Genomic DNA, 14,493 nt, shown 5'->3' with positions numbered 1-14,493 from the left:
GCGCGCATGGGTAGTTCAATTGTCTTGAAGATGATTAATGTAACACATTATTATCGCAATCAAAAAAAACAAAATGTGCTTAAACCTTTTAGTTATCAGCCCGAAGATATTGAGCTGAATAATATTTCGCTATATGTCTATGAAGGTGAAGCGTTAGGTATCATCGGTGAAACGGATGCTTCCAAATCATTAGTAGGTGAAATATTAGCAGGCACGGTTCAACCTGATAAAGGTCGAATTGTAAGAAAAGCTTCGATGTTTTATGCAAATATGAATCAAAAATCAGTTGAGGATACAACGGTTGAAGATTATGTCAATGACGTCGTTCAACTTTATCCTTATGATGCGGCTGCACACAAGGTGTCACAAATTATTAAATATGCACATCTAGAAGAGGTGAAAACAGAGCGAGTAAGTCAACTTACAGATGCACAATATGCACAATTGCTATTTAGTTTGGCCCGTTCTTCTGATGCTGAAATTGTGATATTAAGTCATATTTTAAGTTATTTGAATGAAGCGTTTTTTGAAAAAGCAAAACTAATGATGCAAGAATATGTTGAGCGTGAGTGGACGTGGATTACAATCGACAATGATGTTGATAAAGTGAAAGCTGTGAGCAACTATTTGGCTTGGATATCGCATGGTCAATTAAGAAAAGAAGGTGCCATTAGCCAAGTTTATCCTAAATTTAGGGCACATCAGCGTGACATGGATTCACTTAAAACTGATGAAGAGAAAAAGCATTTTGATGAAGATTGGAAGCGAAATCGCAGTAGAATGCCGGAACTCACCTATAATTTTAAAAGAATTGAGCGTTATCATCACGCAAAGCCGCCTGCTTTTCTTTCAAGAATCTGGTTATGGTCTATCTTGTTTTTGGTTGGCATGTGTGCGGCAAGTCTCCTCGTAATTAGTGGGGTAGGTAAAATAGACAGTACACAAATAACAACACAACCTACAATTTCCAAACAAGCAAAAGATCCTTATGAAGAAAAACTTGCATATGGGATTGTTAATGAAAGTTCGGTCACTTTAACGTCTTTAGAGCATGGACGCAAAACGATTACGATGCCGCACTATGCGATAGCAACTATCGTAGGTGAAAATAAAGCGACATATAAAATACAAGTCAACGGTTCTTTTTATAAAGCTGATAAAGGAAAGTTTGAATATTTTAATCCTGCTTCTTTATACAAAGATGTGAATCGCAAAGATTTAGAACCTTATATGAAAAGTAATTATATCAATTATGTTGATTACTTTAATGGGGAATTACATAAATCTCATGAGAAAGTGAATGATACACTTGTACCTGGAAAGAAAGACCGCTTCGTTGAGCCAGTCATTGAACAACCGATTTCAATGTTATTTGACGACCGTAATCATTTAATGGGCTTTACGTATCCAATTGTGGACAAGTCAAAATTAGAAGATAAATACCATATTAAAAGTGATGTATGGATAACGAAAACGGATGAGGGCTATTTTATTGCAGATTTGAAAAATTCAAAATGGCTTTATATCGAATTGTAGGTGGAAAAATGGTTGAGAATTTAATTCGTTTTTACAAAAACATTCCTAGAATATACCGACATAGTATATATCGCCTAAAAATGCATAGAAAATGGACGTTATTGACTTTCGCTATAGGTATCCTACTGACATTAATCATCACGATGATTTTTAGGTGGTTAGGAACTGTTGATGTCAAATTAGCGACAATAGATTATAGACTTACAGGCTTAATGACTTTCGGCGTCATTTGGATTGCCATCTTTATTAATTACCGCTTTTTTCCGAGAGACTATTATGTGACCCGTCATTACAATAGTACACCGTTTTTTCACGTGTTATTGTCGAGTGCGCTCTATAGTTTAGTCTTACTCATATTAACGCTTGTGATGGCTTGGTTAAAACCTCTCAATACAGACACAACAGTAATCGGTGTGTTGTTCTATATTGTAATGAGTTTGTTTTTTATTACGGTGATCTCATGTTTATTAGGAATGATTTATATTTTATATCCAAAATTAGATAAAGTATTTTATATCGTGTCTTTAATCGTATTTTGTCTATCACCTATTTTATATATTCCAGATGGCGGATGGCAAACACGGTTATTGATGCTGAATCCTATCTTTTATTTAGTGAACGGAATGCAACAGTCAGTGATTATAGGTAAAGATGCAATTAATAATTTGGGATATCATATTTACTTCTTTTGTTTTATGGGCTTAATGATTGTCTTTAGCTTCGCATTGAAGGATTACGTGACACAGTTGAGACCCAATGAACATCAACAACTTAAATCTTAATTTAATCAATGGATTGAGTGAAATTCATCAAAAAACCTAGTCCCGTATAATGGGGACTAGGTTTTGTCATGTATGATTCAATGTGCATATAACTTTTTCATCAGCTTTTCTTCGCTAAATACCCAACCCGTATACGAATGTACAACTTTCATTTCTTTATCGAGATGGGCGATAGCAACAAATTGATAATGACCTTTTTTTAAATATCGTAAGTCAATAAATCGAAGCTCAGTTGTGTCATTATCAATATGTTTAATATGCCAACGGTAAATCGAAGAAAAATTTAAAAATGCTCTTATATTATGATCATATTGTGCATATTGCATAATTTCTGGACTTGGATAAGGTTGGCGCTCAACTTTATCACTAAACACAATACTTCGACCATAACTACGTCCGACATAATCATGTTTTTCTGTTTGAATTGCAATACGCCACTCTTTAAATCGAATGGTCGGTGCGACAAACACTTTGATCGGAGTGCCTAAATGTTCTACTTGATTTAAAGCTTGTTTTTTTAACCAAAAACGCATTTGAAAGCGCAAAATGTAATAAAGAATCAAGATGATTAATACAGGTCCGAAAACAACATAAGGATGTAATCCTAATGCCCATAATAAAATGCCGATAAGCAAAATTGTAAAAATAATAGGGTCAAACGTGTTAATAACACTAAGTTGTATCCATTTATTTGTAATAGGCCGCAATGCTTGTGTACCGTATGAATTAAATATATCGACAAATACATGCAAAAATACAGCGAGTTGTGCCCATAACCAAATATGAAATGGATCTAAATCTTTAAAAAACACATAAACTAATAAAGTTAATAGTAAAGGCCAAAATATTGTAAATGGAATAGAATGGGTAATCCCTCTATGATTCGAAATATAGGTTGCGTTATTTTTTAATTTTAGTACAGTATCACTATCAGGAATTAACGAACCAGCAATTAATACAGTAGCAGTTGCAGCAAAATTTCCGCCTAATGCAGTATCTGTTGTTGCTACTGCTGTTAGGCCTATACCGATAGCAATATGAGTAGCAGTATCCATAGTGTCTCACTCTTTTCAAAATATCTTAATCTTATTATAATCTACAACTGAGTTGAAGGTAAATTATTCAAATTTAAAAGGGGAATAGAAATGTTAAACGAAATTTCTTTTAAGCCGCATTTGTTAGAATGGTTTGCACTCGAGCAACGACAAATGCCTTGGAGAGAAACTAAAAATCCATATTACATATGGGTGAGTGAAGTCATGTTACAACAAACACAAGTCGATACGGTTAGAGATTATTATCAACGTTTTATCAGACAATTTCCACGTATTGAAGATTTAGCCGCAGCAAAAGAAGAGGACGTATTAAAATTATGGGAAGGCTTGGGATATTATAGTCGTGCACGTAATTTTCATACAGCTGCTAAAGAAGTCGTTGATCAGTATAATGGCATCGTACCTCAGCATCCTGATACATTTTTGTCTTTAAAAGGTGTTGGTCCCTATACACAAGCGGCAGTGATGAGTATAGCTTATGGTTTACCTTTAGCCACAGTTGATGGCAACGTTTTTCGTGTGTGGTCTCGCTTGAATGATGATAGTCGTGATACAGCGTTGCAATCGACCCGAAAAGCATATGAGCAAGAACTATTGCCATATGTTGCTTCTGAAGCAGGCGATTTTAATCAAGCGATGATGGAATTAGGTGCTCTTGTTTGTACGCCGAAATCACCTCTATGCATGTTTTGTCCAGTTCAAGACCACTGCGAAGCATACGCAAATGGGACAGTGTTAGAGCGTCCTGTGAAAACTAAAAAACTAAAGAAAAAAGAACTGAACTTTGATGTTTATGTAATTCAAGACCATCTAGGCCGTTATTTAATTGAACAAAGAACATCTTCATTGTTAAAAGGAATGTGGCAATTTCCAATGGCTGAACAAAATAGTCAAACATCATCCGAAGCTGTTATCGCAGCTTCATTAAAAATTAAAGAAAAAGACGTCATGATATTAAAGCATCAATTTACACACCTTACTTGGAAGCTTCATGTCCATTTGGCAGAAATTGCACAAGAAGATGAGCGCAAGGTGGCAGAAGAAAGACTTTGGTTGGTGCCTGAACAAAAAGAACACTATTCTTTTCCAGTCCCAATGACTAAAATTTTTAAAAAGCTTCATCAAGCTGAATAATTAAGTAACCGGATTGATTGTGATATAATAGTCGAGGTTATAACAATTAAGGAGGTGTGGCAAGTGGTCAAGTCGTGTGTACCTCGAGAAGGGGAATCGATTAAAATACAATCTTATAAACATGATGGCAAAATTCATCGTGTCTGGTCAGAAACGACTATTCTCAAGGGAACAGCCGATGTGGTTATTGGTGGAAATGATCATACATTAGTGACCGAAAGTGATGGCCGAACTTGGATAACGCGTGAACCTGCGATTGTCTATTTTCATTCAGAATATTGGTTTAATGTCATATGTATGTTTAGAGAAGATGGTATTTACTATTACTGCAACTTATCATCTCCATTTGTCTGCGATGAAGAAGCCCTTAAGTATATCGACTATGATTTAGATATTAAAGTCTATCCGAATGGTAAATATCACTTACTTGATGAGGATGAATATGAACAACATATGAATCAAATGAATTATCCGAAAGATATAGATTTGATTTTAAGACGTAATGTAGATATTCTTCAACAATGGATTGAACAGAAAAAGGGACCATTTGCCCCAGATTTTATTAAAGTGTGGCGTCAACGTTTTCAAAAATATAAAAATATTTAAAATTAAGCGTGTAAATATCATGAATTTTGTCGATTTTGAAGTTTAATTTTGCAAATGGTTCGATAAGCAATGGAGTAGATGCTATGAAAACATCTTCTTACATAGCCTGTTTAAGTCGGTGTCATGGGATACATCGGATAGTGTATATCGTTCAAACAATGATTTTAAATACGGGAGTAAGATTTGGAAGCGAATGGTGTTCCGTCTTACTCCCGTTCAAATCGTTGTACTTTATATCAATACAATCATATTATATTGACCGATTACCTATTTTAATCAATATATGAGGTTCAGTGAGATGATGATGACGGTTGTTCGATTGAAGCAATACGCAGAATAGCTGACTTATTTGAAAACGAATTATCAAAAATGTGCGCACAAATTCTTAATTGGAAGCATATAATTTTGGGGGGCAAGCGCATGATTAAGCGTTATTTAGAGTTTGTGAAGCCGTATAAATGGCTAATATTTGGAACAATTATTATAGGGATATTAAAATTTGGTATTCCTTTACTCATACCACTCCTCATCAAGTTTGTCATTGATGATGTCATCAACAATGTTGCACTAACTGTGGATGATAAGGTAATGAGACTGTTTGTTGCAATGTTAATTGCAGCATTTATTTTTATTATTGTACGTCCACCTATTGAGTTTTTGAGACAGTATATGGCACAGTGGACAAGTAACAAAATTTTATACGATATACGTAAAAAATTGTATGATCATCTTCAAGCTTTAAGTGCTAAGTTTTATGCGAATAATAAAGCGGGCGAAGTCATTTCACGTGTCATTAATGACGTAGAACAGACAAAAGACTTTATTATGACAGGCCTAATGAATATTTGGCTCGATTGTATCACTATTATAATCGCACTTTCTGTCATGTTCTTTTTAGACGTTCAATTAACGTTTGCGGCGATTGTCATCTTACCATTTTACGTGCTGACTGTGTATTTTTTCTTTGGAAGATTAAGAGCACTTACACGTCAGCGTTCTCAAAAATTAGCTGAAGCACAAGGTTTTTTACATGAACGTGTAAATGGTATGGCAGTCATTAAAAGTTTTGCTATTGAAGATAATGAAGCCAAAAACTTTGATCATCGAAATAAAAATTTTCTAAATAAAGCATTTCAACATACACGTTGGAACGCCTATTCTTTTTCAGCGATTAATACAGTAACTGATATTGGTCCATTAATTGTAATCGGCTACGGTGCTTATTTAGCAATTACAGGTTCAGTTACAGTAGGGACACTAGCTGCTTTTGTGAGTTACTTAGAACAACTCTATGGCCCTTTACGAAGACTCGTCTCTTCTTTTACTACATTGACACAAAGTTTTGCATCAATGGACCGTGTTTTTCAACTATTTGATGAACCATATGATATTAAAAATACTGACTATGCAAAACCGATAGCGATTAAGGAAGGTCACATCGAAATAGAAAATGTTTCTTTTCGCTATCAACCTGATGAAAAAGATGTGTTAAAGCATTTGAATTTAGATATTAAACATGGTGAAACAGTCGCTTTTGTAGGCATGAGTGGAGGCGGTAAGTCAACTTTAATCAATTTGATTCCTCGTTTTTATGATGTTACAAAGGGACGTATATCCATTGATGGTCACGATATTAAAGCGTTCGATATGGGTAGTTTGAGACGACAAATCGGTATGGTACAACAAGACAATATTTTATTTTCTGATACAGTAAAAGAAAATATCTTGCTTGGACGACCTGACGCAACTTTTGAAGAAGTGGTTGAGGCTGCTAAGCTTGCGAATGCCCATGACTTTATTATGGACTTACCGCAAGGCTATGATACTGAAGTAGGCGAACGAGGTGTGAAATTATCAGGTGGGCAGAAACAAAGATTATCTATTGCACGTATCTTTTTAAATGATCCACCTATCTTGATTCTTGATGAGGCAACAAGTGCACTTGACTTAGAAAGTGAAGCAATCATACAAGAAGCACTTGATACATTAAGTCATGATAGAACTACAATCATTGTGGCGCACCGCCTGTCAACCATTACACACGCCGATAAAATTGTAGTTATTGAAAATGGTGAAATTGTAGAACAAGGTTCACATCAAACACTCATTGACAAGCAAGGCGCATATGAACGACTTTATTCTATACAAAATCTATAATAATCGAAAAAGGGTATTAAATTAGAGCAAACAAATGGAATCTTTGTTGAATAAGATTTCTTGTTTGCTCTTTTTTAGTAATGAGACTTCAAAAGATATTCTTTTGTGAGATTTTGGTTATTCTGCTTTGAAAGACAGAACAATCCTGCTTTTGATTTGAAACTAAAAAGGAGTCAAATATGATATGACGATACAATATAGGGTATAATACAATCAAAAATATAAGGGGATGGGCAAGTGTCTTTTCTAACAATATTGCAATTGATCGTCAATATCATTTTAGTGGGGTTACTTCTGTTTTTAATTATTGCTACAGTAGCATTTTTAATTTTTGATAAAGGTCAAAAGCAACATAGCGTTCTCAGGAATTATCCAGTTCTTGCGAGAGTCCGATACTTTCTTGAACATATTGGTCCTGAATTAAGGCAATATCTTTTTTTAAATGATAATGAAGATAAACCTTTTTCTAGACTAGATTATCAAGATATTGTTTTAGCAGGGAAATATAAAAATAGAGGTGCTAGTTTTGGGACACAAAAAAATTATCAACATGGCTTTTTTATTAACAATGCGATGTTTCCAACACAAAAGCCTGCTTTAAAAGTTGATAATACACATCAAATTACAACTTTCTTATATCAAATAAAAAATGAGGGTCTCGTCAATCGTAAAGAAAAAGCAGTAGAAAAAAATGTCGATCCTTTTTTACTTTCACCTGAACAGTACGTTAAAATTGGTGAAAATATTGAGCACCCCTATTTTGCAAAGCGTCTTGTCGGTCAATCGGGTATGAGCTATGGTGCGTTAGGGAAGAATGCCATAACCGCTCTTTCAAAAGGTCTAGGGATGGCGAACACATGGATGAACACAGGTGAAGGCGGACTTTCCCCACATCATTTAAAAGGGGAAGCGGATATTATTTTTCAAATTGGGCCAGGACTATTTGGTGTTAGAAATGAGCAAGGTCAATTTGATTCAAAAGCATTTGTTGAAATTGCCAAAAAAGATCAAGTAAAAGCTTTTGAAATTAAACTGGCTCAAGGTGCTAAAACAAGAGGAGGACATATTGAAGGTAAAAAAGTAACAGAAGAGATTGCTAAAATTAGAAGACTTAAGCCATATGAAACAATCGATTCACCTAACCGCTTTGAATTTATACAAAATGCTAAAGATTTATTAGAATGGCTAGAAGAATTACGTCAGTTAGGCCAAAAACCTGTAGGCTTTAAAATGGTATTAGGTCATGCAAATGAATTTGTAACACTCATTGAAACGATGAAACATTTAGACATTTATCCTGACTTTATTACGATAGATGGAGGTGAAGGGGGTACTGGCGCATCTTTTCAAGAATTGCAAGATGGTGTAGGATTACCTTTATTTACATCTTTACCAATCATAGACGGGTTGCTTAAAACGCATGGGATTAGAGAACGTATCAAAATATTTGCTTCTGGAAAATTAATAACACCAGATAAAATTGCTATTGCTTTAGCATTAGGGGCAGATCTAGTTAATGTTGCAAGAGCGATGATGATCAGTGTCGGATGTATTATGAGTAAACAATGTCATAAAAATACTTGTCCCGCGGGTGTAGCGACAACAGATACAAAGAAAGAACGCGCCTTAGTGGTAGATGAAAAACAATATCGTGTTGTTAATTATATTACGAGTTTGCATGAGGGCTTGTTTAATATTGCTGCAGCAGTTGGCGTCGAAAGCCCTACAGAAATCGGACCGGGACATGTTACGATTAAACATCAAAATGGACAATTGGATACTATTAAACGTTATCAACTCAAACTGGTCAATGACAGTTTGATGGAGTAAAAATAAAAAGACGGCCTATCTCATCTCACATTAAAGTGTTGATGTGCTTAGCCGTCTTTTTTAACGCCGTTTATAATAAAACAGGCAATGTCTTTTTATAAGTCAAAGTCCTCTTCAATAATATCAATATCCGGATCTGTCGCATGATATTTAAAATAACTAACACGCAGTCGATCTAAATGTTCCAGATTATAACGATATTCTTCTAATGAAGAGATGATATGCATAATATTCGCATAAGAGAACCCACAAGGATTCGGATTATGAATCACTTCCTCTTGAAATGCTGTCATAATATCTTTTTTGAGAGGATTGGGTACAAATTGCTGATCGTGCGAGACGTCAAATTTTGCTTTTTTAGTAATACTAATTAATATTTGCTCATGAAACTGTGTTAGCTCGTCAATCTCTAACTTAATTTGAAGTAGCAACGAATGAGTGAGATGGACAAGGTCATTTTGATATCGATTCATGCGACGTAAAACATCATAAGCATCACGTGTCGATAACACAATCTCTTTAAATAAAATTTTCTTACGTGTTTGAGCAAAGACCTGTTTTTTTGTAAAAGCGCGTTCCTCTTTATAAAACTCTAAAAATTGTTCTAGTTTTACGATTCTTTGTCGTAAATGTTCCAAATCTTGCTTTACATGATTAAACTCCGTTGCATCATTTAGGACTAAATTAAACCATTTGAAAATATCTGTTGAAATGTTTAATGAATTATAATAAATTTTTGTCTCAAATTTCGGAGGTAAAAATGTTAAATTGACGATAAAAGAACTGATGACACCAATCATGACAAGTGAAAAACGATAAAATGCGGATATATAAAACGATCCATTGTGTTGCCCCATAATGACTAGGGCAGTGACTGTAGCTAAAGTTGCAACGTGTGCAATGTTCATTCTAAAAAGCAAAGCAATGAGCAAAATCACTGTCGCACCCATAATGATGACATTGTTACCAAATATCGTAACCATCGTTACAGCGAGTAATGCGCCAATCACATTACCTTGAAATTGGTCAACAATTGTTTTGAAAGTACGATAGACACTAGGCTGCATCGCAACAACCGCTGCAATGCCTGCTACAGTCACCATGCCTGTTGATCCGGGTAACAATGAAGCAATTGAAACCGCAAGTATAATGGCGATACCGGTTTTTAATATTCGAGCTCCCAGTTTCAAGTCATCGCGCTCCTTTATGTTATATTTCAATTAATATTGAATATGTTTAATCATGTTATACACTGTTGTAACGCATTTTTCAATATAGAAGTTTACAATTGGCTAAACGCATAATCAGCAGCAGCTATTGTTTTATCGATATCAGCTTCTGTGTGTTCTGTTGTTAAGAACCAAGCCTCATATTTAGAAGGTGCCAAATTGATGCCTTGATTGAGCATAAGTTTGAAAAATTTACCGAACTGTTCGCCATTAGAAGCATCTGCTTGGTCATAATGCGTTACTTTTTCATCTGTAAAGTAGACTGTTAACGCACCTCGAATTCGATTAATTGTAGCTTTTATATTATATTTATCAATTGCTGCTTGTAAGCCTTCTTCCAGTCTTTTACCAAGTTGATCAAGCTTTTCATATACGCCGTCTTGTTCTAACACTTCTAATAATGCAATACCTGCTTTCATTGATAATGGATTACCTGCCATTGTACCCGCTTGATAAGCAGGTCCTAATGGTGCAACTTGTTCCATGATATCTTGACGGCCACCATAACCACCAATCGGTAGACCACCACCGATAATTTTACCGAATGCCGTTAAGTCTGGATAAACGCCTAATAAATCTTGCGCAGCGCCATAATGGAAACGAAAAGCAGTAATCACTTCGTCATAGATAACAAGACCACCATGTTCATGTGTGATACGATTCACTTCTTCTAAAAAGCCTGGTTGCGGCTCAACCATACCGAAATTGCCGACAATCGGTTCTACAAGTACACCTGCAACTTGATCGCCCCAATGTGCCATTGCTTCCTTAAAGGCATCAACATTATTAAAAGGTACGGTAATCACTTCTTGTGCGACACTTTTTGGTACACCTGCTGAATCAGGAGAACCGAGTTGAGATGGTCCACTTCCTGCAGCCACTAGGACTAAATCTGAATGTCCATGATAACAACCAGCAAATTTAATGATTTTATCTCGTTTTGTATAAGCTCTTGCGACACGTATTGTTGTCATAACGGCCTCTGTACCAGAATTGACAAAACGTATTTTTTCTAAAGAAGGGATTGCGTCACGTAATTTACGTGCAAAATCAATTTCTAATTCTGTCGGTGTTCCATATAATACGCCAAGCGCAGCTTGTTCTTGAATTGCTTTCGTAATATGAGGATGTGCATGTCCTGTAATAATTGGGCCGTATGCCTGCAAATAATCAATATATTGGTTACCATCCACATCGTAGAGATATGCACCTTTACCAGACTTCATGACAACAGGTGCGCCACCGCCCACTGCTTTATAAGAACGGGAAGGGGAGTTCACACCGCCTAATATATATTCATCAGATTGTTTCTGAAGTGCTTCACTTAATGTAAATTTCATATTTAACCAACCTCTTTTAATTTAATATTTTCACCTCTTATCGTATCATAAAATTAAACGTTATTAGAAAGAGGGATTGTGATGTTAAAAAAAGGCGACCAATTTCCAGAATTTAAATTAGAAACACAAAATGAGGAATGGATTACAAATGACACATTAAAAGGTCAAAAAGCAGTGCTTTATTTTTATCCTCGTGATAACACACCGACGTGTACAACAGAAGCATGTGACTTTAGAGATAATTTAAGCTATTTTAATGATTTGAATGTCAAAGTTTATGGTATTAGTGGTGATTCCAAACGAAAACATCAAAATTTTGTTCAAAAACATGATTTGAATTTTGACTTACTTGTAGATGAAGACTATCAATTATCTGAAGCAGTGGGTGTATATCAATTAAAGAAATCTTTTGGCAAAGAATCTATGGGAATTGTTAGAACGACGTTTGTGATTGACGAGGACGGTAAAGTTTTAGATGTAATTGAAAAAGTTAAAGTTAAGGAACAGATGGAACAATTAAAAGCTATATTAGAAGGGTGATGTATAATATGATTGTTGTCAGTTTAATGCGATTAGATGATCAAGAATTGCGTCTAAAAGAAGCTTACCCAGATGTGACATTTCATTTTTATAAGCACCCATCAGAATTACCTCATGATATTCAAAAAGAAATGGATGTATTAATTACTTACAACGCAGAAGTAAATCAAACATTTATAGAAAAGGCACCAAATTTAAAATGGATTGCATGGTATGCAACGGGTGTCAATACGCTACCGTTTGAAACTTTGAATGAAAGAGGTATTACACTTACGAACGCCGGGGGTGTCCATGCACAACAATTGACGGAATTTTTATTTGCTTATATTTTAGATGACTATAAAGAACTGAAAGAAGCTTATAGTGAGCAACAGGAAAGAATCTACAATCATAAACGTGTGACACCATCTGTCAGTGAACAACGTATTCTTTTTTTAGGTACTGGTAAAATACCTCAGAGAGCGTCACAAGTTGCTAAAGTTTTAGGTATGGAGACTATAGGACTTAATACGACTGGCCATGAGGCTGACTATTTTGATCGAACATACCCGTTAGCTCGACGCCAAGAGATTTATTCATCAGCTGATATTATAGTCAACTTATTACCAGAGACTGAGGAAACCTATCATTTATTAAAACGTGAAGACTTCCAAGCGATGAATCAACATACTTTATTCATCAATATTGGGAGGGGAACAATTACAAAAGAAGCGGTTTTAGTAGATAGTTTAAAAGAACATGAGATTAGAAAAGCTTATTTGGATGTATTTGACAAAGAACCATTAGAAGCTACATCTAAACTATATGATCTTGATAATGTTTATATTACAGCGCATATTTCAGGAAATCGTGATGACAATAAAAAACAAGCAACAGACATATTTTTAAATAATTTAGAAAATTTTCTCAATAACGGTGAAGTTAATGAGAATGTAGTTGATGTGAATAAAGGATATTAACATATCCATTGACATAAGCAGTCTTTAACCTTTATATTGTTATTAAGTAAGAATTATTATTAACTAGAGAGACGGGTGAAACTAATGGCTGCTGAATTGGAATCTCATGAACATCAATTACAAGAGTCAATAGCGTCTTTACGAAAAGCAGGCGTTCGTATTACACCACAACGTCAAGCAATATTGAATTTCCTAATTAAAGCACATTCACATCCAACTGCTGATGAAATTTATCAAGCATTATCGCCTGATTTTCCAAATATTAGTGTAGCTACAATCTACAATAATCTTAAAGTTTTTAAGAAAACAGGTATAGTCAAAGAGCTCACATACGGTGATGCATCTAGTCGTTTTGATTTCGATACACAAAACCACTATCATGTGATATGTGAAAAATGTGGGAAAATCGTTGACTTTCATTATCCGCTATTGCATGAAGTTGAACAACTTGCGCAGCATGTCACACATTTCGATGTAACACACCATCGAATGGAAATATATGGAATTTGTCAATCATGTAAAGAAGCTGAAGAAAAGAAAAAAGAATCATAGAAACTTTCAAACGCATTTAATGATAGGGTACGTGACTTATCCTTTCATTAAATGCGTCTTTTTTATTGATGGCTTCCATAATCCTATTATTACTTTCGCAGTGCAGACTTTCAGATACAAAAATGTTCATGAGTAAGTAGAAGTCAATCCTCTTTTTAATAAAGTGAGACCTTTTATGTGAAAGTTAGGGGCATATTATCCATCCTTAAACCACGTTTTTCTTATGCAAAGATATAAAATTCTCTCTTAACGCGTCAGTTTACAAAATGATAGTAATATTTATTAATAAACATCTCTATTTTCTGTTGACGTATTTCATTCTGCTTGATAAGATATAAAAGTCGTTTCGAGCAAACAATATTTAAATTAACTTTACTTTGTAAATCAGGTTTTAAAAGTGTAAAATTAACGCTTGAATCTTCTCTGATAACAATATAAGATAATAAATGTTGAATGAAAGACAACAACTTATTAACAAAGAATTAAAAAAACTTTTAAATAATTGTTGACACAACAAAAGATTTAAAGTATAATTGATTCTTGTAACGGTAAAAATGAACATTGAAAACTGAATGACAATATGTCAACGTTAATTCCGATAATTTGAGTACTTTAACGTACTTTGAAGAGTGATTGACTTAATCAATCAACGAGCTATATCAAGCTTACTTCTTTTATGGAGAGTTTGATCCTGGCTCAGGATGAACGCTGGCGGCGTGCCTAATACMTKYAAGTCGAGCGAACGGACAAGGAGCTGTATCTTATACACCTCT

The 14,493-nt window shown here is 34.7% G+C and carries 12 protein-coding genes; 9 read left to right on the top strand and 3 right to left on the bottom strand.

Going from position 1 to position 14,493, the window contains the following annotated elements; translation table 11 throughout:
* The first annotated feature begins 6 nt into the window (after positions 1-6).
* Both C1H58_RS10485 and C1H58_RS10480 read left to right on the top strand, forming a co-directional pair.
* The gene (locus C1H58_RS10485) at positions 7-1,536 is read left to right on the top strand and encodes an ATP-binding cassette domain-containing protein (RefSeq protein WP_165546131.1); all 1,530 of its coding nucleotides are present in this window, start codon (positions 7-9) and stop codon (positions 1,534-1,536) included.
* Positions 1,515-2,318: a teichoic acid translocation permease gene (locus C1H58_RS10480; RefSeq protein ID WP_235433170.1), complete on the top strand. Its 804-nt coding sequence runs from the start codon at positions 1,515-1,517 to the stop codon at positions 2,316-2,318. The genes C1H58_RS10485 and C1H58_RS10480 overlap by 22 nt, the downstream gene beginning before the upstream one ends.
* Positions 2,319-2,395: 77 nt before the next feature.
* On the opposite strand, the gene C1H58_RS10475 is transcribed toward C1H58_RS10480, so the two are convergent.
* A complete protein-coding gene (locus C1H58_RS10475; protein WP_060829685.1) occupies positions 2,396-3,373 on the bottom strand; it encodes a metal-dependent hydrolase in 978 nt (325 codons plus the stop codon).
* A gap of 90 nt (positions 3,374-3,463) precedes the next feature.
* On the opposite strand from C1H58_RS10475, the gene mutY reads away from it, so the two are divergent.
* The 4 genes from mutY to C1H58_RS10455 all read left to right on the top strand — a co-directional run bounded on the left by mutY (position 3,464) and on the right by C1H58_RS10455 (position 9,100).
* Complete coding sequence (gene mutY, locus C1H58_RS10470; RefSeq protein WP_165546130.1) at positions 3,464-4,507, top strand: A/G-specific adenine glycosylase; 1,044 nt, start codon at positions 3,464-3,466, stop codon at positions 4,505-4,507.
* 63 nt (positions 4,508-4,570) lie between these two features.
* On the top strand, positions 4,571-5,113 hold the full coding sequence (gene ntdP, locus C1H58_RS10465; RefSeq protein WP_126496349.1) for a nucleoside tri-diphosphate phosphatase: 543 nt from the start codon (positions 4,571-4,573) through the stop codon (positions 5,111-5,113).
* 420 nt (positions 5,114-5,533) lie between these two features.
* Positions 5,534-7,270, top strand: a complete 1,737-nt coding sequence (locus C1H58_RS10460; RefSeq protein ID WP_165546129.1) for an ABC transporter ATP-binding protein — start codon at positions 5,534-5,536, stop codon at positions 7,268-7,270.
* A 237-nt stretch (positions 7,271-7,507) separates the two neighbouring features.
* A complete protein-coding gene (locus C1H58_RS10455) occupies positions 7,508-9,100 on the top strand; it encodes a glutamate synthase-related protein (RefSeq protein WP_165546128.1) in 1,593 nt (530 codons plus the stop codon).
* Positions 9,101-9,195: 95 nt separating this feature from the next.
* On the opposite strand, the gene C1H58_RS10450 is transcribed toward C1H58_RS10455, so the two are convergent.
* Positions 9,196-10,290, bottom strand: coding sequence for an FUSC family protein (locus C1H58_RS10450; protein ID WP_165546127.1), 1,095 nt, complete (start codon positions 10,288-10,290; stop codon positions 9,196-9,198).
* A 92-nt stretch (positions 10,291-10,382) separates the two neighbouring features.
* Positions 10,383-11,669: a glutamate-1-semialdehyde 2,1-aminomutase gene (locus tag C1H58_RS10445; RefSeq protein WP_165546126.1), complete on the bottom strand. Its 1,287-nt coding sequence runs from the start codon at positions 11,667-11,669 to the stop codon at positions 10,383-10,385.
* Positions 11,670-11,750: 81 nt separating this feature from the next.
* On the opposite strand from C1H58_RS10445, the gene bcp reads away from it, so the two are divergent.
* The 3 genes from bcp to perR all read left to right on the top strand — a co-directional run bounded on the left by bcp (position 11,751) and on the right by perR (position 13,720).
* Positions 11,751-12,209, top strand: a complete 459-nt coding sequence (bcp, locus tag C1H58_RS10440; RefSeq protein ID WP_050330570.1) for a thioredoxin-dependent thiol peroxidase — start codon at positions 11,751-11,753, stop codon at positions 12,207-12,209.
* 8 nt (positions 12,210-12,217) lie between these two features.
* Complete coding sequence (locus C1H58_RS10435; RefSeq protein WP_165546125.1) at positions 12,218-13,168, top strand: NAD(P)-dependent oxidoreductase; 951 nt, start codon at positions 12,218-12,220, stop codon at positions 13,166-13,168.
* A gap of 84 nt (positions 13,169-13,252) precedes the next feature.
* Complete coding sequence (perR, locus tag C1H58_RS10430) at positions 13,253-13,720, top strand: peroxide-responsive transcriptional repressor PerR (protein WP_016425479.1); 468 nt, start codon at positions 13,253-13,255, stop codon at positions 13,718-13,720.
* Positions 13,721-14,493 lie beyond the last annotated feature (773 nt).

The organism is Staphylococcus sp. 191 (assembly GCF_011174885.1).
GTDB classification, from domain to species: Bacteria; Bacillota; Bacilli; order Staphylococcales; family Staphylococcaceae; genus Staphylococcus; species Staphylococcus coagulans.
The sequence above is the reverse complement of the archived record's forward strand: the minus strand, read 5'-3'. Positions and strand labels throughout refer to the sequence as shown.